Source organism: Streptomyces canus, from assembly GCF_001514145.1.
Lineage (GTDB): Bacteria > Actinomycetota > Actinomycetes > Streptomycetales > Streptomycetaceae > Streptomyces > Streptomyces canus.
On record NZ_KQ948663.1, the window covers coordinates 204531 to 224187 of the forward strand.

The 19657-nt window shown below is 71.6% G+C and carries 18 protein-coding genes; 12 read left to right on the forward strand and 6 right to left on the reverse strand.

Features of this window, described 5'->3' with window-relative positions:
* Positions 1–121: 121 nt before the first annotated feature.
* Together AQJ46_RS25695 and AQJ46_RS25700 are read left to right on the forward strand one after the other, a co-directional pair.
* Entirely contained in the window at positions 122–1111 is a 990-nt protein-coding gene (locus tag AQJ46_RS25695; RefSeq protein WP_059207860.1) for an ATP-binding cassette domain-containing protein, read from the forward strand.
* Positions 1108–1884 carry an ABC transporter permease gene (locus AQJ46_RS25700; protein ID WP_059207861.1) on the forward strand — a complete coding sequence of 259 codons (777 nt, stop codon included), beginning with the start codon at positions 1108–1110 and terminating at the stop codon, positions 1882–1884. The genes AQJ46_RS25695 and AQJ46_RS25700 overlap by 4 nt, the downstream gene beginning before the upstream one ends.
* Positions 1885–2000: 116 nt before the next feature.
* Here AQJ46_RS25700 and AQJ46_RS25705 read toward each other — a convergent pair whose 3' ends face one another.
* A complete protein-coding gene (locus tag AQJ46_RS25705) occupies positions 2001–2846 on the reverse strand; it encodes a siderophore-interacting protein (RefSeq protein ID WP_059207862.1) in 846 nt (281 codons plus the stop codon).
* A 93-nt stretch (positions 2847–2939) separates the two neighbouring features.
* A complete protein-coding gene (locus tag AQJ46_RS25710; RefSeq protein WP_225887403.1) occupies positions 2940–3869 on the reverse strand; it encodes a 5'-3' exonuclease in 930 nt (309 codons plus the stop codon).
* Between the two features lie 193 nt (positions 3870–4062).
* Between AQJ46_RS25710 and AQJ46_RS25715 the strand changes: the two genes are divergently transcribed.
* From AQJ46_RS25715 to AQJ46_RS25730, 4 genes are all read left to right on the forward strand, one after another.
* Positions 4063–5112 carry a quaternary amine ABC transporter ATP-binding protein gene (locus AQJ46_RS25715; RefSeq protein ID WP_057614293.1) on the forward strand — a complete coding sequence of 350 codons (1050 nt, stop codon included), beginning with the start codon at positions 4063–4065 and terminating at the stop codon, positions 5110–5112.
* A complete protein-coding gene (locus tag AQJ46_RS25720; protein ID WP_059207863.1) occupies positions 5105–7711 on the forward strand; it encodes an ABC transporter permease/substrate binding protein in 2607 nt (868 codons plus the stop codon). Before AQJ46_RS25715 ends, AQJ46_RS25720 begins: the two co-directional genes overlap by 8 nt.
* Positions 7712–8005: 294 nt before the next feature.
* A complete protein-coding gene (locus AQJ46_RS25725; protein WP_059207864.1) occupies positions 8006–8575 on the forward strand; it encodes a helix-turn-helix domain-containing protein in 570 nt (189 codons plus the stop codon).
* A complete protein-coding gene (locus AQJ46_RS25730) occupies positions 8572–9288 on the forward strand; it encodes a helical backbone metal receptor (protein WP_059207865.1) in 717 nt (238 codons plus the stop codon). The genes AQJ46_RS25725 and AQJ46_RS25730 overlap by 4 nt, the downstream gene beginning before the upstream one ends.
* On the opposite strand, the gene AQJ46_RS25735 is transcribed toward AQJ46_RS25730, so the two are convergent.
* Positions 9200–10324, reverse strand: coding sequence for a TDT family transporter (locus tag AQJ46_RS25735; RefSeq protein ID WP_059207866.1), 1125 nt, complete (start codon positions 10322–10324; stop codon positions 9200–9202). The two genes, AQJ46_RS25730 and AQJ46_RS25735, sit on opposite strands and share 89 nt — an antisense overlap.
* Positions 10325–10394: 70 nt before the next feature.
* Here AQJ46_RS25735 and AQJ46_RS25740 point away from each other — a divergent pair, with 70 nt between their 5' ends.
* Positions 10395–11321: a LysR family transcriptional regulator gene (locus AQJ46_RS25740; protein ID WP_059207867.1), complete on the forward strand. Its 927-nt coding sequence runs from the start codon at positions 10395–10397 to the stop codon at positions 11319–11321.
* A 66-nt stretch (positions 11322–11387) separates the two neighbouring features.
* Positions 11388–12350 (forward strand): aminoglycoside phosphotransferase family protein, encoded by a 963-nt coding sequence (locus AQJ46_RS25745; RefSeq protein ID WP_059207868.1) that lies wholly within the window; start codon positions 11388–11390, stop codon positions 12348–12350.
* Here the strand turns inward: AQJ46_RS25745 and AQJ46_RS25750 are convergent.
* Together AQJ46_RS25750 and AQJ46_RS25755 are read right to left on the reverse strand one after the other, a co-directional pair.
* Entirely contained in the window at positions 12337–13026 is a 690-nt protein-coding gene (locus AQJ46_RS25750; RefSeq protein ID WP_059207869.1) for a gamma-glutamyl-gamma-aminobutyrate hydrolase family protein, read from the reverse strand. The genes AQJ46_RS25745 and AQJ46_RS25750 overlap by 14 nt on opposite strands.
* A 67-nt stretch (positions 13027–13093) precedes the next feature.
* The gene (locus AQJ46_RS25755) at positions 13094–13831 is read right to left on the reverse strand and encodes a FadR/GntR family transcriptional regulator (protein WP_057614285.1); all 738 of its coding nucleotides are present in this window, start codon (positions 13829–13831) and stop codon (positions 13094–13096) included.
* Between the two features lie 95 nt (positions 13832–13926).
* Here AQJ46_RS25755 and AQJ46_RS25760 point away from each other — a divergent pair, with 95 nt between their 5' ends.
* From AQJ46_RS25760 to AQJ46_RS25775, 4 genes are read left to right on the forward strand one after another with little or no spacing between them, the layout of a single operon-like run.
* Positions 13927–15285, forward strand: coding sequence for a glutamine synthetase family protein (locus AQJ46_RS25760; RefSeq protein ID WP_059207870.1), 1359 nt, complete (start codon positions 13927–13929; stop codon positions 15283–15285).
* Between the two features lie 11 nt (positions 15286–15296).
* Positions 15297–16679: an aldehyde dehydrogenase family protein gene (locus AQJ46_RS25765; RefSeq protein WP_059207871.1), complete on the forward strand. Its 1383-nt coding sequence runs from the start codon at positions 15297–15299 to the stop codon at positions 16677–16679.
* Positions 16676–17458 (forward strand): 3-oxoacyl-ACP reductase, encoded by a 783-nt coding sequence (locus AQJ46_RS25770; protein ID WP_059207872.1) that lies wholly within the window; start codon positions 16676–16678, stop codon positions 17456–17458. Before AQJ46_RS25765 ends, AQJ46_RS25770 begins: the two co-directional genes overlap by 4 nt.
* Before the next feature lie 21 nt (positions 17459–17479).
* Positions 17480–18235: a DUF2510 domain-containing protein gene (locus tag AQJ46_RS25775; RefSeq protein WP_059207873.1), complete on the forward strand. Its 756-nt coding sequence runs from the start codon at positions 17480–17482 to the stop codon at positions 18233–18235.
* A 1-nt stretch (position 18236) separates the two neighbouring features.
* Here the strand turns inward: AQJ46_RS25775 and AQJ46_RS25780 are convergent, their stop codons facing one another.
* Positions 18237–19439 (reverse strand): amino acid deaminase/aldolase, encoded by a 1203-nt coding sequence (locus AQJ46_RS25780; protein ID WP_059207874.1) that lies wholly within the window; start codon positions 19437–19439, stop codon positions 18237–18239.
* Between the last annotated feature and the right edge of the window lie 218 nt (positions 19440–19657).

Consider the following 19657-nt stretch of genomic DNA (forward strand, 5'->3'; position numbering starts at 1 on the left):
AATCCGCCCTGAGGCACATCCAGGCGATCGAGGTGCGGCATGCCCAGGATAGCCCGGTGCTCCTCACGCGGATCAGTTGTCATCCCTTCACCGGATCCGCTCACCCAGGAGGACACCTGCCATGAACACCCGTGCGCCCGCGATCGAGGCGCGTCAACTGATCAAGACCTACGGCGGTGAGGTCACCGCCCTCGACGGCATCGACGTGGTCGTCGAGCGGGGCAGCGTCTTCGGCCTGCTCGGCCCGAACGGCGCCGGCAAGTCCACCACCGTCAAGATCCTCACCACCCTGGCCCGCCCCGACTCCGGCTCGGCCACCGTCGCGGGCCACGACGTGCTGCGCCACCCGGACCGGGTCCGCCGGGCCATCGGCGTGGTCGCCCAGGGCTCCGGCGCCGACCCGGTCGCCACCGGCCACGAGAACCTCCGGCTCCAGGGCAGGCTTTACGGCCTGCGGGGCGCCGCGCTCGAACGCCGGGTGGAGGAGCTCCTCGACCGTTTCACGCTCACCGACGCCGCCCGGCGCCCGGTCAAGGGCTACTCCGGTGGCATGCGACGCCGGCTCGACGTCGCCCTGGGTCTGGTGCACCGCCCCGAGGTGCTCTTCCTCGACGAGCCGACCACCGGACTCGACCCCGAGGCCCGCAGCGCGATGTGGGACGAGATCGGCCGGCTCGCCGGTGAGGAGGGGCTGACGATCCTGCTCACCACGCACTACCTCGAAGAGGCGGACCGGCTCGCCGAGCGCGTCGCGGTCGTCGACCGGGGCCGGATCGTCGTCGAGGGCACTCCGGATGCGCTGAAGGGCGAACTGCGCGGTGACGCGGTGCACTTGGAGCTGAGCGAGCCGCTCGGCGACGCGGGCCGCACCCTGCTGACCGGCGCCCTGCGCGGGGTGCCGGGCGTGCACGAGGTGCTGGCCGACGGGCACCGCGTCAGCGTCCGCGCCGACGACGGGGCCGCCGCGGTACCCGCCCTGCTCGCCGCCCTGGAGCGGGCCGGGGTCAGGGTCGCCACCGCGACCGTCGCGCGTCCCTCACTCGACGACGTCTATCTGCGCTACGCGGGCCGCCGTTACTCGCAGGCCGAAGACCTGGTGGGTGCCCGATGAGCATGGCCGTCTCCCAGACCTGGTACATGACGCAGCGTCAACTCATGGTGTTCGTACGGCAGCCCGCGTACGCGATCATCACCCTGGTCCAGCCGGTGATCTGGCTGTTCCTGTTCGGCAGCCTCTTCAGGAAGGTCGTCGAGCTCGGCGGTTTCGGCACCACGTCCTACCTGGACTATCTGGTCCCCGGTGTGGTGGTGATGAGCGCGCTCGGCTCCAACATGTGGGCAGGGATGACCACCCTGGACGAGATCCAGCGCGGCACCCTCAACCGCTTCCTGACCACTCCGGTCAGCCGGGCCGCGCTGATGAACGGCAACGTCGTCAACAACGGCCTGGTCACCGCCTTCCAGTCGGTGGTCATCGTGCTGCTCGGGCTGCTGGGCGGCGCCGACTACCCGGGCGGAATCGCCGGGATCGCCGTCCTGGTCCTCGCCTCGGTCCTGCTGGGCACCGTCTTCGGGGCGCTGTCCAACGCGCTCGGCATGCTGGTGCGGGAACGGGAGTCGATCATCGGGATCAACACCTTCCTGCTGCTCCCGCTCACCTTCCTGTCCAGCGCCTTCATGGCGCCCTCGCAGATGCCCTCCTGGATGCGGCACATCGCTGACTTCAACCCGTTGAACTGGGCGATGGTGGCGGGACGTTCGGCCCTGTCCGCGGACCCGGACTGGGGCGTGGTGCTGGGCCGCGGGGGAGCGCTGCTCGGGCTGGCGGTCGTGGCGGTGTGGCTGTCGATCCGCACGTTCCGGTCGTACCAGCGGTCGGTGTGAACGCGTGAAAGGGGCGGCACCTTCGAAGGTGCCGCCCCTTTCACGGCCGAGCCCGAGCGGCCGTATGCCCAAGCGGGACTGCGCCGAAGCGGCCGTAAGCCGAAGCAGCCGTACGACTAAGCGGCCGGCGCCGCCCCCTCCTGCTCCGCCTCGATGCGCGCGTTCCAGTCCCGCTTGGAGGCCTGCCAGCCGTCCTCGTTGTGGCCCAGGCGCCAGTAGCCGGAGATCGACAGGTCCTCGCGCGGGACGCCGCGCTCGACGCGGAGCAGATGGCGCAGCTGCTTCACGAAGTGCGCCTCGCCGTGCACGAACGCGCACAGCCGCCCCTCGGGGAACTCCAGCGCGCGCACGGCCTCGACCAGCGACTCCCCGACCGGGCGGGAGCCGCGGTGCAGCCACACGACCTCCACGTCGGAGTCGATCTTCTGCTCCTCCTCGGGCCCGGAGACCTCGATGAAGGCGTGCGCCCGGGCGCCGTCGGGCAGCGACTCCAGGGAACGGGCGATCGCGGGCAGCGCGCTCTCGTCACCGACGAGGAGATGCCAGTCGGCGTCCGCGTCGGGGGCGTAGGCGCCACCCGGGCCCATGAAGCGCACGGTCTCGCCGGGCTGGACGCGCACCGCCCAGGGGCCGGCGAGGCCCTCGTCGCCGTGGATCACGAAGTCCAGGGTGAGCTCGCGGTGTTCGGCGTCCCAGTGGCGCACGGTGTAGGTGCGGGTCACGGGCCACTGCTCGCGCGGGAACTCCTCGCGGATCCGCTGCATGTCGAAGGGCTCGGGATAGGTCGCGCCCTCGGCCGGAAAAAGGATCTTGACGTAGTGGTCGGTGCAGGTCTCCGCCGTGAACTCGGCGAGTCCGTCGCCGCCGAGCACCACGCGCTGCATGTGCGGGGTGAGGCGTTCGGTGCGAATGACCTGCGCGGAGTGAGGTTTCCGCGGCTTGCGTCCCGGTCCTTCTGCCATGGCGGCCTCCCAGTTCCCTCTGCTTAGGCTTACCTAAGTTAGCATCAACCCCCCTGGTGATGGCATGCCACTCATGGAAAGCGCGGGCAATATTTATGCGCTGAGCGTCGCCAACAGCCGGTGCAGTGATCCACCCAGCCCCCATCGGTCTGCCAGTTTCTCCAGTGCCGCGTGATCGCGCGGCGTGCGCGGAACCGCGGTCTCCACCTGCGGCAGCGGGACGTCACCGGCCACCAGCACCACCTTCGGTGCCACGGCGACGTACGGCCGCGACTCGTCGAGCCGCTTGCGCTGCGACGGTGTGAGCTTCGCCTTCGGGTCGTCGACCGCGGCCATGATGCCGGCCAGGTCGCCGAACTCGGCGAGCAGTTTGGCAGCCGTCTTCTCGCCGATACCGGGGACGCCCGGCAGGCCGTCGCTCGGGTCGCCGCGCAGTGTCGCCAGGTCCGCGTACCCGCGGCCGTCGACGCCATACTTCTCGCGCAGCCAGGCCTCGTCGGTCAGCTGGAGCGTGCCGACGCCCTTGAGGGGATACAGCACCCGCACCCCGCGCTCGTCGTCCACCAGCTGGTACAGGTCGCGGTCGCCGGTGACGATGTCGACCGGGCCCGTCGCCCGCGCGGTGAACGTGCCGATCACGTCGTCCGCCTCATAACCGGCCACGCCCACGCGCGCGATGCCGAGCGCGTCCAGGACGGCCTCGATGACGGGCACCTGCGGCGACAGCGTGTCCGGCACCTCCTCCTCGTCCGGGCCGCTCTCGCGCTCCTCGGCGACGCGGTGCGCCTTGTAGGAGGGGATGAGGTCGACCCGCCACTGGGGACGCCAGTCCGCGTCCATGCAGGCCACCAGCAGGTCGGGCCGGTGGTCCTTGACCAGGCGGTCGATGAATTCGAGGATGCCGCGCACGGCGTTCACCGGCGTGCCGTCCGGTGCCTTCACCGACTCCGGCACGCCGAAGTAGGCACGGAAGTAGAGAGAGGCGGTGTCGAGGAGCATCAGTCGTCCGGTCACGCTTCGCATCATGCCGTACGGCACCGACACCGGCCGTCGTCCCTTGGCTGGTCCGGCGGTGTGAGCGTCCTGTGAACTGGGCCACCAGTGCGTTTGGCCGAAAGGCGTCGGGGCAGGCGCCGCCTCGGAGCGAGGCAGGTTGCACCTTCAACTGTCGCGGCCCTTCGTCTCCCCCCAGTGGTCGAAGAGACGAGAGGCACGCGTGTCATCAAGGCTTGAGGCAGAGCAGCTGTACAAGGTGTTCGGAAGACGGCCGGGCGAGGCCGTCGAGCGGCTCCGCGAGGGCGCCGACCGGGAGGGACTGCGCGCCGAGGGCACCACCGCCGCGGTGATCGACGCCTCCTTCACCGTGGAACCGGGCCAGATCTTCGTCGTCATGGGTCTGTCCGGCTCCGGCAAGTCCACGCTGCTGCGTATGCTCAACGGCCTCCTGGAGCCGACCGCGGGCCATGTCCGCTTCGACGGCCAGGACCTCACCGCGCTCAGCGACCGCGAACTGCGCGCCGTACGCGCGAAGAAGATCAGCATGGTCTTCCAGCACTTCGCGCTCTTCCCGCACCGCAGCGTCCTGGAGAACGCCGCCTACGGCCTCGCCGTCCAGGGCGTCGCCAAGGCCGAGCGCATCGAGCGGGCCACCGAGGCCCTGGAGCTGTGCGGCCTCAAGGGCTGGGAGAAGTCCTGGCCCGACGAGCTGTCCGGCGGCATGCAGCAGCGCGTGGGCCTGGCCCGCGCCCTCGCCACCGACGCCGACCTGCTCCTCATGGACGAGTCCTTCAGCGCGCTCGACCCGCTGATCCGCCGGGACATGCAGGACCAGCTCCTGCAGCTCCAGCAGACCCTGAAGAAGACGATCGTCTTCATCACCCACGACCTCAACGAGGCCATGCGCCTGGGCGACCGGATCGCCGTCATGCGCGACGGCCGGATCGTCCAGATCGGCAGCGCGGAAGACATCCTCGTGCGGCCCGCCGACGACTACGTCGCCTCCTTCACCAAGGACGTCGACCGCTCCCGCGTGCTGACCGCGTCCGCCGTCATGGACACGGACGTGCGCGGCGACGAGGCCGACTGCGGCTGCGCGAGCGACTGCGAGACCGCGACGCCCGACACGCCGTTCACCGAGCTCTGCGCGATGAGCGCCCGGTCGACGCATCCGGTGGCCGTCCTCGACGAGCACCGCAAACTCGTCGGCGTGGTCCCGCAGCAGCGACTGCTCGGCTTCCTCGGCGACGCGGAGGTGGCCCATGCCTAGAATCCCGCTCGGCGACTGGGTCAACGACACCGTCGACTGGCTGCTCGACCACGTGTCCTGGCTCTTCGACTTCCTCAAGACCGTCTTCACCGGCACCTACGACGGTATCGACGCCGTCCTCCAGGCGCCGCAGCCCCTCCTGCTCGCGGGCATCTTCGCCGTGATCGCCTTCTGGCTGCGCGGCACCCTGGCCGGCCTCCTCACCTTCGCGGGATTCGCCTTCATCGACTCCCTCGAACTGTGGGAGGACGCGATGACGACCCTCTCGCTGGTCCTCGTCGCCACGATCATCGCGCTGGTGATAGCCGTCCCCGTGGGCATCTGGGCGGCCCGCTCGAACCGGGTCAGCGGACTCGTCCGTCCCGTCCTGGACTTCATGCAGACGCTGCCCGCGATGATCTACCTCATCCCGGCGATCCTGTTCTTCGGCACCGGCGCCTCCGCGGGCATCGTCGCCACCCTGATCTTCGCGCTCGCCCCCGGTGTCCGGATGACCGAGCTCGGCATCCGCCAGGTCGACAAGGAGCTCGTGGAGGCCGCCGAGGCGTTCGGCACCAGCCCCCGCGACACCCTCCTGCGCGTCCAGCTGCCGCTCGCGCTGCCCACCGTCATGGCGGGCGTCAACCAGGTCATCATGCTCGGCCTGTCGATGGCCGCGATCGCCGGCATGGTCGGCACCGGCGGTCTCGGCGGCGACGTCAACGAGGCCATCGGCCAGCTCAACGTGGGCCTCGGCTCCGAGGCCGGTGTCGCCATCGTGATCCTCGCGATCTACCTCGACCGCATGACCAGCGCGCTCGGCACCCAGGTCTCCCCGCTGGGCCGCCGCGCCGCCGCCAAGGCACGCACCACCCAGGGGCTCAGGATCTGGTCCTACCGCCCCCGTCCGCAGATCGCCGTGATCGGCGTCGTCGTCCTCGCCCTCGTCGCGGGCGGCATGGGGATCTTCGGCGGCACCTCGGGCGAGGCCACGGCCGTCGCCGGCAGCAAGGACGTCGGCCAGGGCAAGAAGATCAGCATCGGCTACGTCCCCTGGGACGACGGCGTCGCCTCCACCTTCCTCTGGAAGGAGATCCTGGAGGAACGCGGCTACCAGGTGGACGCCAAGCAGTTCGACGCCGGGCCGCTCTACACCTCCCTCGCCTCCGGAAACGCCGACTTCATGACCGGTGCCTGGCTGCCGACGACCCACGAGCAGTACTGGAAGAAGTACGGCGACAAGCTCGACGACCTCGGGGCCTGGTACGACAAGACCTCTCTCGAGCTGAGCGTGCCGTCGTACATGAAGGACATCAACTCCCTGGCCGACCTCAAGGGCAAGGCCTCGCAGTTCGGCGGGAACATCACCGGCATCGAGTCGAGCGCCGGTGAGATGGCCCTGCTGAAGAGCAAGGTCCTGAAGGCGTACGGCCTCGACAAGGAGTACAAGGTCGTCGACAGCTCCACACCCGCCATGCTGGCCGAGCTCAAGCGGGCGTACGCGCAGAAGGACCCGATCGTCGTCACGCTCTGGTCGCCGCACTGGGCGTACAACGACTACGACCTGAAGAAGCTCAAGGATCCCAAGGGCGCCTGGGGCTCGGGCGACGGCATCCACACGGTGGCCCGCAAGGGCTTCGCCGAGGAGAACCCGGTCGTCGGACAGTGGCTGAAGGGCTTCAAGCTGGACGAGAAGCAGCTCACCGGCCTGGAGGCCGAGATCAACAAGGCGGGCAAGGGCAAGCAGCAGGACGCCGTGCGCACCTGGCTGAAGCAGCACCCCGGCCTGGTCGACAAGCTGGCCCCCGTCCAGAAGGCGGCGGCGGAGACCAAGCGCCCGGTGAACGTGGCCTGGTTCCCCTGGGACGAGGACATCGCCGTCACCTATCTCTGGAAGAACGTCCTCGAAAAGCGCGGCTACCGGCTCAACCTCAAGCAGATGGACGTCGGCCCGGTCTACACGGGCCTCGCCTCCGGGGACCTGGACCTCAACTTCGACGCCTGGCTGCCGTACGCCCAGAAGAACTACTGGGACAAGAGCAAGGACAGACTCGCCGACCTCGGCACCTGGTACGAGCCGACCTCGCTGGAGGTCGCGGTGCCGTCGTACGTCAAGGGTGTGAAGTCCTACGAGGACCTGAAGGGCAAGGCCTCCCAGTTCGACGGGAAGATCATCGGCATCGAGCCGGGCACCGGCGAGATGAACCTCCTCAAGAACAAGGTCCTGCCCGGCTACGGCCTCGACAAGGAGTACGACGTCGTCGACGGCTCCACGCCCGCGATGCTGGCCGAGCTCAAGCGCGCCTACGCCAAGAAGCAGCCCGTCGCCGTCGTCCTGTGGTCCCCGCACTGGGCCTACAGCCAGTACGGCCTCACCAAGCTGAAGGACGACAAGAAGCTCTTCGGCGAGGGCAACACGATCCGCACCATCGCCAACGAGAAGTTCCCCTCGCAGTATCCGCAGCTCACCAAGTGGATCAAGGGCTTCCATATGAGCGAGAAGGAGCTCGGTACCCTGGAGAGTGAGATCAACAGCTACGGCCAGGGTCACGAGGAGCAGGCGGTCGCCGCCTGGCTGAAGGAGCATCCGGAGATGGTCGGGCGGATGACACCGTCATAACCGCTCCGGGAGCACGGTAAGGATCCAGCCAACCACATAGAGCTACGTCATCGCCTGAACTTCGCCGCTGACAAGGGGACTTGAGTAGCGGGCGACGGGTGAGGGCCCGGCTTCCGGCCCCCTGGTGATCCACCGGGGGGCCGTTCGGCTGGCGTGAAGTGTGAGGTACGGTCGCACGCCGTGTGACATCGATGTGACGGCCGCATGAAACGGTTTGCCGAACATGCGTAGGGTGCAGACAACTCATCAGGGGACGTGTCACAGGACCGACGAGCGGAGGAGGGAGCCGGAGCCATGGGCGACCACAAAGAACAGCCCCTTCGGGTCGGCGCGGCCGTGCGCCGCCGGCGCCGCGCGCTGGAGCTCACCCTCGCCGTCGTGGCCGAGCGCAGCGGCCTCTCGGTCCCCTTCCTGAGCCAGATCGAGAACGAACGCGCCCGCCCCAGCCGCAGCTCCCTGGAGAAGGTCGCCGACGCCCTGCGCACCACGGCCGTCGAACTCCTCGCCGCCGCCGACCCGGCGTGCAGCGTCGACGTCGTGCACGCCGACGGCCCGGAGCCGGACTTCGCACCCCGGATGCGTTCCCTGGTGCGCGGTCACCACCAGATGCACGCCCAGGAGTTCACCGGCGATCATGACGCGGGCCGTGAATTCCAGTACCGCAACGACCAGTTGATGTACGTCGCCGACGGCGCCGTGGATGTCGAGGCGGAGGGGCGCGCCTACCGGCTGGGCCGCGGCGACACCCTCTACCTCACCGGCGGGGTGCGGCACCGCTGGCGGGCGACCGTGGCCGACACCCGCGTGGTCGTCGTCGCCGTGGCCGAACACATCGAGGCCGTCCGGGACCGGCCCCGGCAGTGAGAGTCGTCTCCCTGGTCCCCTCGCTGACCGAGGCGATCGCCCGCTCGGCACCGGGCGCCCTGGTCGGCGCCACCGACTGGTGCACCCATCCGGCGGACCTCGAGGTCACCCGCGTCGGCGGCACCAAGAACCCGAAGCTCGACCGGATCACCGCCCTCGCCCCCGACCTGGTGATCGCGAACGAGGAGGAGAACCGGGAGCCCGATCTGGCCGCCCTGCGGGAGGCGGGCCTGGAGGTCCTGGTCACCGAGGTCCGGGACGTCCCGCAGGCCTTCCGGGAGCTGGCCCGGGTGATCGAGGCGTGCGGCGTCGTACGGCCGCGCTGGCTGGACGAGGCCGAGGAGTCCTGGTCCGCGCTCGCGCCCCCGGCGCACCGCAGGACCGCCGTCGTACCGATCTGGCGGCGGCCGTGGATGGTGCTGGGCCGGGACACGTTCGCGGGCGATGTCCTGTCCCGGCTGGGCGTGGACCACGTGTACGCCGGCCACGAGGACCGCTATCCACGGGTCCCGCTGGAGGAGCTGCGGGCGGCGGCACCGGACGTGGTCGTCCTCCCCGACGAGCCGTACCGCTTCACCCCCGAGGACGGCCCGGAGGCCTTCCCCGGCCTGCCCTGCGCACTCGTCAGCGGACGGCACCTGACGTGGTACGGACCCTCACTGGCAGAGGCGCCACGGGCGCTGGGCGAGGCCCTGCGAGCAGCGCGCCGCTGACGACCCCGCGCGCGGTGTGCAGGGCGGCGGTGGCCCAGGCGCCGACGAGAGCGATGAAGAGACCGGTGGCGAGCCAGTCGTAGACGACGAGTCCCGTGTGCCGGGCCAGCGCCTCGGCCCCCGTGACACAGGTGCCGACCGGGAAGGTGAAGGCCCACCAGGTCATCGCGAACCGCATCCCCTGCCGGCGCGCACGGACGACGTGCGCGGTGGCGAGCCCCAGCCACAGCAGCGCGAACCCCATGACGGGAACGCCGTACAGCACCGCGAGGACGCCGAAGCCCTGGCTGTAGGGGGCCGCCACGACACCGGGGGCCACGTCCGCGAACTTGCCGACGGCGGTGGTGGACTGGCCGAGCGGGCCGAGGACCAGGAAGAGGGTCGGGGTGAGGGCGAGGGGGAGCGGCCCGCCGGTGACGACCCGGGCGAAGACGAGCGGCAGCATGGCCAGGGTCGCGAGGAGGCTGAGCCCGAACATCGCGAAGCAGGCGAGGAGCAGGGTCTCGCGCGGCTGACCGGCCGGGAGATGCGGCACGAGGAGCGGCCCGAGCGCGGCGGACACCATGGGCGCGACGAGGGGGAGCAGCCACACGGGTGTGGCCTGCCGCGGGTCGGCCTTCTGCCGTACGGCCATGAGGTACGGCACGGTGATCGCGGCGGCCAGCCCCACGGCCGTACCCGCGGTGAACAGCACGGCGTCGAGGACGACCGCGGCCGTCGTGCCGATCCAGTACCGGCCGGCGGTGAGGGCACCGCCCCCGACGGCCAGCAGGGCCATGGCGAGGCAGCCGTAGAAGGGCGCCATGGCGGGGTCGAGGAGGTGGGCGCGGGCCTGGTCGCCGTGGTGGCGCCAGTGCAGGGCGCGGGCGCAGAGAAGGGTGAGCAGCAGGGCGAGGGACAGGAGCCAGACGGCCGCGCAGATCGTGCGCAGGCCGGGGAGGTGCACGGGAAGCGCGGCGCCGGCGGTGGCGACGATCGCGGTGCCCATGACGGAGGCGTACCAGTTCGGCCCGAGGTGACGGACGGCGGTGACCATGCCTCCACGGTGTCGTTCGGGACGGGCCGCTACCAGGGAGTATGGCTCTATGAGGGCATAAGCTGTCTTTATGAGCGGTGTGGATCAGCAAGGGGCGGCGGTGGGCGGCGGGCTGGCCCACCGGGTACCGGATCTCGGGGCGCTGGAGCTGCTGCTGGCCGTGGCGCGGCTCGGGAGCCTCGGCGGGGCGGCGCGGGAGGTCGGCATCACCCAGCCGGCGGCGAGCAGCCGGATCCGCTCGATGGAACGGCAGCTGGGAGTGGCCCTGGTCGACCGCTCGCCCCGCGGCTCCCGGCTCACGGACGCGGGGGCGCTGGTGACGGACTGGGCGCGGCGGATCGTGGCGGCGGCGGAGGCGTTCGACGCGGGGGCGCAGGCGCTGCGGGTCCGGCGCGACTCCCGGCTGCGGGTGGCGGCGAGCATGACGATCGCGGAGTATCTGCTGCCGGGGTGGCTGCTGGCGCTGCGCGCGGGGCGGCCGGACACGGCGGTGTCCCTGCACGCGGGGAACTCGGCGACGGTGGCGGAGCGGTTGCTGTCGGACGAGGCGGACCTGGGCTTCGTGGAGGGGCTGACGGTCCCGGCCGGCCTCGACTCGGTGGTGATAGCCCACGACCACCTCATCGTGGTAACTGCCCCGGGACATGCGTGGGCCCGCCGCCGACGCCCGCTGGCCTCCACCGAACTGGCGGCGACACCGCTGATCCTCCGCGAGAAGGGCTCGGGCACCCGGCAGGTGCTGGACGCGGCCCTGGGCGGCCTGGCCCGCCCGCTGATCGAACTCTCCTCCACCACGGCGGTGAAGGCGGCGGTGGTGAGCGGGGCGGGTCCGGCGGTCCTGAGCGAGCTCGCGGTGGGGGAGGAGCTGGCGATGCGCCGCCTGGTGCGGGTGCCGGTGGAGGGAGTGTCGCTGGCGCGGGACCTGCGGGCGGTGTGGCCGACGGGGCACCGACCGGTGGGCCCGGCGAGGGACCTGCTCTCGCTGACGCGGGCGTAGGACGGTTCCTCACGGGGGCGAAAAACCCTTGGCGAGCCGGCCCGGCGGGCCCGCACCATGAACCGCATGACCGTCACCGCCCCGCCCGCCACCGGCGTCCGCACCCCCTGGGAGGACCTCCCCGAGGCCCTGCGCGACGCCGTCGCGGACGTGCTCGGCGGACGGGTCACCCACGCCACCACCCAACCCGGCGGATTCTCCCCGGGCGCCGCCACCCGCGTCCGCTCCGCCGCCGGCCACCGGGCCTTCGTCAAGGCCGTCAGCGGCGACACCAACCCCGACAGCCCGAAACTGCACCGCGCCGAGGCACGGAACGCCGCCGCGCTCCCGGTCACGGTCCCGGCGCCCTGCCTGCTCGGCACCTACGACGACGGCACCTGGGTGGCCCTCGTGTACGAGGACGTCCCCGGCCGCCAGCCCCACATCCCGTGGCAGCAGGCCGAGTTGGCACGCGTCCTGGGCGCGGTGGCGGAACTGGGCCGCACCCTCACCCCGTCCCCGCTCGACGCCCCGCCCGCCGCCACGGCCCTCGCCCGCACCTTCGGCGGCTGGCAGCGACTCCTGGACGGTGAGCACGAGGGCCTCGCGGAACACCTCGGCCCCTGGACCGCCACGCATCTGCCCCGCCTCGCCGAACTCGCCGCCCCCTGGCCCGAGGCCGTCACCGGCGACACCCTCGCCCACGGGGACCTTCGGGCGGACAACATCCTGCTCACCGACGCCGGCCGTACCGTGTTCGTCGACTGGCCGCACGCCCTGCGTGCCACGGCCTGGTTCGACCTGCTGGTGATGCTGCCGTGCGTCCGCGCCCAGGGCGGCCCGGACCCGGAGGAGCTGTTCACGGCACATCCGCTGGCCGCGGGCGCCGACCCGGACGCCGTCACCACCGCCCTCGCGGCCGTGACCGGCTACTTCCTGTACCACTCCCTGCTGCCCGCGCCGCCCGGCATTCCCACCGTCCGGGCCTTCCAGCGGGCACAGGGCGACACGGCGCTGGCCTGGCTCCGGCGGCGGCTCACCGGGCGCTAGCGGCCGCCACCAGCCCCCGCATCACCCGCAGGTCCGTGCCCATCTCCGGATGCCACTGCACACCCAGCACCCAGGGCGGGCCGGGGAGTTCGACGGCCTCCACCGTGCCGTCCGACGCGTGCGCCGACGCCAGGAGGCCCTCCCCGAGGCGGTCCACCGCCTGGTGGTGAAAGGTCGGTACGGAGGTCTCCTCCGGGGCGAGGTCGCCGTACACCGTGCCCGGTACGGGCTTGACCGCGTGGTGGCCGAAGACTCCCGGCACCTCCGCGTGGCCGTCGATGTGCTGGACGAGCGTGCCGCCGAGAGCGACGTTCAGCAGTTGCATGCCGCGGCAGATGCCCAGGAGGGGGACGCCGGCCTCCAGTGCCGCTCTGATCAGGGCCAGCTCCCAGGTGTCCCGGGCGCGGGCGGGCGGGCCCGTGCGGGGGTCGGGGGCGGCGCCGTAATGGACCGGCTCGACGTCCGGGCCGCCCGCGACGACCAGACCGTCGAGGCGGGCCACCGTCGCGGCCGCGTGCTCCGGGGCGTCCGGCGGGAGCATCGCGGCGAGACCGCCCGCGCGTTGGACGAGTCGCGGATAGCCTGCCGGCAGCAGTGCCGCCTCCAGCTCCCAGACGCCCCAGCGCGCGCCGGCCTCGAGATACGTGCTGACACCGATCAGCGGTCGTACGGTCACACGGCCCTCCCAGGCTTGCAATGGCGCACGTGCATACCTTTGCGCCTGGCGGTGTCGAGAATCAAGGTCACGCCAGGAAACCGCGCAGCAGCGCCGCCGTCCCCCCGCAGTGCTCCCGCATCATCTCCCGCGCCCCGTCGGCGTCCCCGTCCAGCACCGCCTCCACCAGCGCCGCGTGCTGGCGCTGGGAGTGCTCCAGGTTGCGGACCAGGAGCGGGATGCAGTCCAGGAGGTCGTTCACCGAGGCCCGCACCGCCGCGTACTGGGCGGTCAGCGTGGGTGAGCCGCACAGTTCCGCCAGCGTGAGGTGCAGCAGCGTGTCCAGGCGCCGGTAGTCCGCCAGCGGAGCCTCCTGGGTGGCCGCCAGGGCCTCACGCAGCCGCTGTGCCTGCTGGTCCGTGAGGCCGTGCGTCGCGCACAGACCCGCCGCGCCCACCTCCAGGACCTCCCGGAAGCGCAGCACGTCCTCGATGTCCGCCTCGGCGATCCGGCGCCGCAGCTCCTCCTCGCCGACCGCGTCCTGCGCTCGGGGCAGGACGAAGGTGCCGCCGTACCGCCCGCGCCGCGACTCCACCAGCCCCTGGTCCTGGAGCACCTTCAGCACCTCGCGCAGCGTCACCCGGCTGATCCCGAGCCGCTCCGCGAGCTCCCGCTCGGCCGGCAGCCGCCCGCCCCCCGGTACCAGGCCGAGCCGCACGACCTGGAGGATCTGCTCCAGCGCCTCCTCGAAGCCGTTGCCCGCCCTGACCGGCCGCAGCACCGGCGTCAACCGGTCGTCCGGGCCGCCGTCAGCGTCCACCGACATATGGCCGAGCCCCCTTCCCAAGCAATGGTTCAGAGCAATACCTTATGGCTCCCGGCCCGGTCGGAAAAACGCGCAGCAGCCGAAGGAGTTCTCCCGTGGCAGACCGCACACCCCCGCTCGGCGTCGAGGAGCTGCATGCCCTCGTCGCGAGCGGTGAGATCGACACCGTCGTCCTGGCCTTCCCCGACATGCAGGGCCGACTCCAGGGCAAGCGGTTCGCCGCCCGCTTCTTCCTCGACGAGGTACTCCACCACGGCACCGAGGGCTGCAACTACCTCCTCGCCGTCGACACCGAGATGAACACTGTCGACGGCTACGCGATGTCGTCCTGGGACCGGGGCTACGGCGACTTCGCCATGCGCCCCGACCTGAGCACCCTGCGCCGCGTGCCGTGGAACGCCGGTACGGCCCTGCTGGTCGCCGATCTCGCCTGGGAGGACGGTTCCCCGGTCGTCGCCGCGCCCCGCCAGATCCTGCGCCGCCAGCTGGAGCGGCTCGCCGAACTCGGCTACACCGCCCAGGTCGGCACCGAGCTGGAGTTCATCGTCTTCAAGGACACCTACGAGCAGGCCTGGGACGCCAACTACCGGGGTCTGACCCCGGCGAACCAGTACAACATCGACTACTCGGTGCTGGGCACGGGCCGCATCGAGCCCCTGCTCCGCCGTATCCGCAACGAGATGGCGGCCGCCGGGCTCACCGTCGAGTCCGCCAAGGGCGAGTGCAACCCCGGCCAGCACGAGATCGCCTTCCGCTACGACGAGGCCGTCGTCACCTGCGACCAGCACGCCATCTACAAGACCGGTGCCAAGGAGATCGCCGCCCAGGAGGGCGTGTCGCTCACCTTCATGGCCAAGTACAACGAGCGCGAGGGCAACTCCTGCCACATCCACCTCTCGCTCGCCGACGCCGCCGGCAACAACGCGATGGCCGGCCCGGACGGCATGTCGGACGTGATGCGGTACTTCCTCGCGGGGCAGCTGGCGGCCCTCAGGGACTTCTCGCTCCTCTACGCCCCCAACATCAACTCCTACAAGCGGTTCCAGCCGGGCTCCTTCGCCCCCACGGCCGTGGCATGGGGTCACGACAACCGCACCTGCGCCCTGCGGGTCGTGGGCCACGGGCGCTCCCTGCGCTTCGAGAACCGGCTGCCCGGCGGGGACGTCAACCCGTACCTCGCGGTCGCCGGGCTGGTCGCGGCGGGGCTGTACGGCATCGAGCAGAAGCTGGAGCTGCCGGAGGCGTGTACCGGCAACGCCTACACCGCCGAGTACGCGCACGTCCCCACCACCCTGCGCGAGGCCGCCGAGCTCTGGGAGAACAGCCCCATTGCGAAGGCCGCCTTCGGCGACGAGGTCGTCGCGCACTACCGCAACATGGCCCGCGTCGAGCTCGAAGCCTTCGACGCGGCGGTCACCGACTGGGAGCTGCGCCGCTCCTTCGAACGTCTGTGAGAGGTACTTCGTTGTCCCCGACGTCTATCGAGCATGAGCTGACCGTTCTCAACCCGGCCACCGAGGAGGTCGTCGCCACCGTCCCCGCCGCCACCGCGGCCGACGTGGACGCGGCCGTCACCAGGGCCGCCAAGGCGCAGGCGAAGTGGGCCGCGCTCGCGCCCGCCGACCGGGCCCGGCTGCTGCGCCGGTTCGCCGACGCCGTCGACCAGCACGTCGAGGAACTGGCCCGGCTGGAGGTCCGCGAGGCCGGTCACCTCCTCGGCAACGCCCGCTGGGAGGCGGGCAACGTCCGTGATCTGCTGGCCTATTCGGCCGGGGGAGTGGAGCGGCTGAACGGCCGCCAGATCCCGGTCCCCGGCGGACTCGACGTCACGATCCTCGAACCGCTCGGTGTCGTCGGGGTCATCGCGCCCTGGAACTTCCCCATGCCCATCGCGGCCTGGGGTACGGCCCCCGCGCTCGCCGCCGGCAACGCCGTCGTCCTCAAGCCCGCCGAGACGACCCCGCTCACCGCCCTGCGGCTCGCCGAACTCGCCCTGGAGGCAGGCCTCCCGGACGGCCTGTTCCAGGTGCTGCCGGGCCACGGCCCGGTCGCCGGCACCGCGCTCGTCGAGCACCCCGGCGTCGCGAAGATCGTGTTCACCGGCTCCACCGGCACCGGCCGCGCCGTCATGGAGCGCTGCGCCCGCCAGGTCAAGCCGGTCACCCTCGAACTCGGCGGCAAGAGCCCCAACATCGTCTTCGCGGACGCGGACCTGCGCACGGCCGTCGACCCCTTCTCCTTCCTCGACAACTCCGGTCAGGACTGCTGCGCCCGCACCCGGATCCTGGTCCAGGAATCGGTCTACGACGAGGTCCGCGAACTGCTCGCCGACGCGGTGAAGGCCGTGGTCGTGGGCGACCCCGCCGACGAGAAGACCCAGATGGGCCCGCTGATCTCCCGCCGGCAGCTGGACCGGGTACGGGCACTGGTCCCCGCCGACGCCCCCGGCCTGCGCGGCAGCGCGCCCGACGGGCCCGGCTTCTGGTTCGCGCCGACCGTCCTCACCGGCGAGGCGCCCGACTCCGAGGCCGCCCGCGAGGAGATCTTCGGCCCGGTCGCCGTCCTGCTGCCCTTCACCGACGAGGAGGACGCGATCCGGCTCGCCAACGACACCCCGTACGGCCTCTCCGGTTCCCTCTGGACCCGCGACCTGGGCCGCGCCCTGCGCGTCTCCCGGGCGGTCAAGGCGGGCAACCTGTCCGTCAACTCCCACTCCAGCGTCCGCTACTGGACCCCCTTCGGCGGCTACAAGCAGTCCGGACTCGGCCGCGAGCTCGGCCCGGACGCCCTGACCGCCTTCACCGAAACCAAGAACGTCTTCATCAGCACGGAGGGTCCCGCACAGTGACCGATCAGATCGTGTGCCGTCGTCTCGTCGGCCGCACCGCCGTCATCACCGGAGCCGGCAGCGGCATCGGTCTCGCCACCGCCCGCCGGCTCGCCTCCGAGGGCGCCAGCGTCGTCTGCGCCGACGTCGACGAGACCCGCGGCAAGGCCGCCGCCGACGAGGTCGGCGGCCTCTTCGTCAAGGTCGACGTGACCGACCAGGAGCAGGTCGAGGCCCTGTTCAAGTCGGCGTACGACACCTACGGCAGCGTCGACATCGCCTTCAACAACGCGGGCATCTCCCCGCCCGACGACGACTCCATCCTGGAGACCGGTCTCGAGGCCTGGAAGCGCGTCCAGGAGGTCAACCTGACCTCCGTCTACCTGTGCTGCAAGGCGGCGATCCCCTATATGCGGCGCCAGGGCAAGGGCTCCATCATCAACACGGCGTCCTTCGTGGCCCGGATGGGCGCGGCCACCTCACAGATCTCGTACACCGCCTCCAAGGGCGGCGTGCTCGCCATGTCCCGCGAACTGGGCGTGCAGTTCGCGAGGGAGGGCATCCGCGTGAACGCCCTCTGCCCGGGCCCGGTCAACACCCCGCTGCTCCAGGAGCTGTTCGCCAAGGACCCCGAGCGGGCCGCGCGCCGGCTCGTGCACATTCCGGTCGGCCGGTTCGCCGAGGCCGAGGAGATCGCCGCCGCCGTCGCCTTCCTGGCCAGCGACGACTCCTCGTTCGTCAACGCCAGCGACTTCCTCGTGGACGGCGGTATCTCGGGGGCGTACGTCACACCGCTGTAGGTCTCGTCCTACAGTGCCCCCATGAGCAGGACGCTCCCGCCCGGCTGGTACCCGGACCCCAACGCTCCGCACCTGGAGCGCTGGTGGGACGGGACGGCCTGGACGGACCACCGGCGCGCCCCGGAGGGCCCCGGCCCGCCACGGCCGGCCGGCGGGGCCTCGGGGCGCGCGAAGGCCGTGGCTCTGACCACCTCGGGGGTCGTCCTCGTCGCCGCGATCGTCAGCGGGGCCTTCGCCCTGGTCCGCCACGACGGGGACGACGTCGTGGCGGACACGGCACCGACGGCCGTGACGCCCCCGCCTTCCCCGGCCGCTCCGGCCCCGTCCCGCCTGGACGACGAACTCGACGGCATCAGCCTGCCGTTGCCCGACGGCTGGGCCCCGGCGAAGTACGTCACCCGCGACAACGTCGTGATGACCACCGACGGCGGCAGGGTCTTCACGCACACCCTGCCCGCGAACTCCGGGGCGTCCCCGGCGTCCCTCGCGAAGAAGGACATACCGCAGGCCGCCGACAGTTCCTACGGCGGCATCCGCAGCCACCGGGTCGTCGGATCGGAGCGTGTCGCCGTCGCCGGATGCACCGGATACCTGGTGCGCTGGCGGGTGAAGACGGCCAAGGGAACCGAGGGTTACGTCCAGTCGCTGGCCTTCACGCCCGCCCCCGGGCCCCCGGGCGCCGTCGTCGTCCGCTTCGCCTTCGACGCGGGTCCTGACGGGCCACCGCTCGCCGACATGGACCGGATCACCGAAGGGATCCGGTCGGTCGGCCGTTGACCTAGAGGAACGTGTGGCCTTCTCCGCGGTACGTCGGGACGGTCGCCGTCACCGCGTCCCCCTCGATCAGGTGCAGCGTCTCGAACCGCTCGCACAGCTCACCGGCCTTCGCGTGCCGGAACCACACCTTGTCGCCGAGCAGCAGATCGTCCGCGGGCGCCCCGAGCAGCGGGGTCTGCACCTCGCCGGGCCCCTCCTGCGGGTCGTACTTCAGGCCCTCCGGCAGATACGGCACCGGCAGCCGGTCGGGTCCGGCCGCGCCGGAGGCCGGGTAGCCACCGCCGAGGACGGTCACGACGCCGACCCCCGGCCTGCGCACGACGGGCTGGGCGAAGAGCGCGGCCGGACGTCCGCTGAAGGACGTGTAGTTGTCGAACAGCCTCGGCACGTACAGCCCCGACCCGGCGCCGATCTCCGTGACGGCGTCCTCGGCGGCCGTGTGCTGCACACTGCCCGTGCCGCCGCCGTTGACGAACTCCAGGTCCGGTACGACGGCCCGCACCGCGCGCACGACCGCGGCGCGCCGCTCGGCGAGCTCCCGGCGGGCGGTGGCCTGCATCAGCCGGACGGCCCGGGAACGCAACGGCCGTCCGGCGATCGCGTCCCCGACACCGGCGATGTGACCCTCGTAGGCCATGATCCCCACGACCTGGAACCCGGGGCGCCTGGCCACCGCGCGTGCCATGTCGGCGACCTGGGCGGGGGAGTGCAGCGGCGAACGCCGGGCACCGACCCGCACCTTGCCGCCTAGCAGCTTCAGCGAGGTGTCCAACTCCAGGCAGACCCGGATGACTTCGGTGCCGCCCGCGCGGGCCCCGTCGATGAAGGCGAGCTGCGCCGGGTCATCCACCATCACCGTCACGGCGGCGGCGAGCTTGGGATCGGCGGCGAGTTCGGCGTATCCGGCGCGGTCGGCGGAGGGGTAGGCGAGCAGGATGTCGTCGAAGCCGCTCCGGGCCAGCCACAGGGACTCGGCGAGCGTGAAGGACATGATGCCCGCGAACCCGTCCCTCGCCAGGACGCGTTCGAGCAGCGCCCGGCACCGCACGGACTTGCTGGCGACGCGGAGGGGTTTCCCCGCCGCCCGGCGGACGAGATCGTCCGCGTTGGCGTCGAAGGCGTCCAGGTCCACGATCGCGAGTGGGGCGTCGAGATGGGCGGTGGCCCGGTCGTAACGGGCCCGGTCGGCGGCGCGCGCAGTCATGAACGAAGACTGCCAGACAGGATTACCGCAGGGTAGGGGGACGTTCCGGGCAGATGCCCCCGGCCTGGCGGACTGGTTCCCGTTCGCCCAGGAACAACCCGTAGAGTGACGCGCACGCACGCAGGGCTGTACGCCCCCCGTCGCCGCCGCGCCGGGATGCCGGCCCTTCCGTGCGGGTATGCGTGCCCGGACGGCCGTCTTCCCGGCCGGCGACTCCG

What these genes read in the sequence shown, in the direction of transcription:
- AQJ46_RS25695 (WP_059207860.1), top strand. Translation starts at nt 122, where the DNA reads ATGAACACCCGTGCGCCCGCGATCGAGGCGCGTCAACTGATCAAGACC.
- AQJ46_RS25700 (WP_059207861.1), top strand. Translation starts at nt 1,108, where the DNA reads ATGAGCATGGCCGTCTCCCAGACCTGGTACATGACGCAGCGTCAACTC.
- AQJ46_RS25705 (WP_059207862.1), bottom strand. Translation starts at nt 2,846, where the DNA reads ATGGCAGAAGGACCGGGACGCAAGCCGCGGAAACCTCACTCCGCGCAG.
- AQJ46_RS25710 (WP_225887403.1), bottom strand. Translation starts at nt 3,869, where the DNA reads ATGCGAAGCGTGACCGGACGACTGATGCTCCTCGACACCGCCTCTCTC.
- AQJ46_RS25720 (WP_059207863.1), top strand. Translation starts at nt 5,105, where the DNA reads ATGCCTAGAATCCCGCTCGGCGACTGGGTCAACGACACCGTCGACTGG.
- AQJ46_RS25725 (WP_059207864.1), top strand. Translation starts at nt 8,006, where the DNA reads ATGGGCGACCACAAAGAACAGCCCCTTCGGGTCGGCGCGGCCGTGCGC.
- AQJ46_RS25735 (WP_059207866.1), bottom strand. Translation starts at nt 10,324, where the DNA reads ATGGTCACCGCCGTCCGTCACCTCGGGCCGAACTGGTACGCCTCCGTC.
- AQJ46_RS25740 (WP_059207867.1), top strand. Translation starts at nt 10,395, where the DNA reads ATGAGCGGTGTGGATCAGCAAGGGGCGGCGGTGGGCGGCGGGCTGGCC.
- AQJ46_RS25745 (WP_059207868.1), top strand. Translation starts at nt 11,388, where the DNA reads ATGACCGTCACCGCCCCGCCCGCCACCGGCGTCCGCACCCCCTGGGAG.
- AQJ46_RS25755 (WP_057614285.1), bottom strand. Translation starts at nt 13,831, where the DNA reads ATGTCGGTGGACGCTGACGGCGGCCCGGACGACCGGTTGACGCCGGTG.
- AQJ46_RS25775 (WP_059207873.1), top strand. Translation starts at nt 17,480, where the DNA reads ATGAGCAGGACGCTCCCGCCCGGCTGGTACCCGGACCCCAACGCTCCG.
- AQJ46_RS25780 (WP_059207874.1), bottom strand. Translation starts at nt 19,439, where the DNA reads ATGACTGCGCGCGCCGCCGACCGGGCCCGTTACGACCGGGCCACCGCC.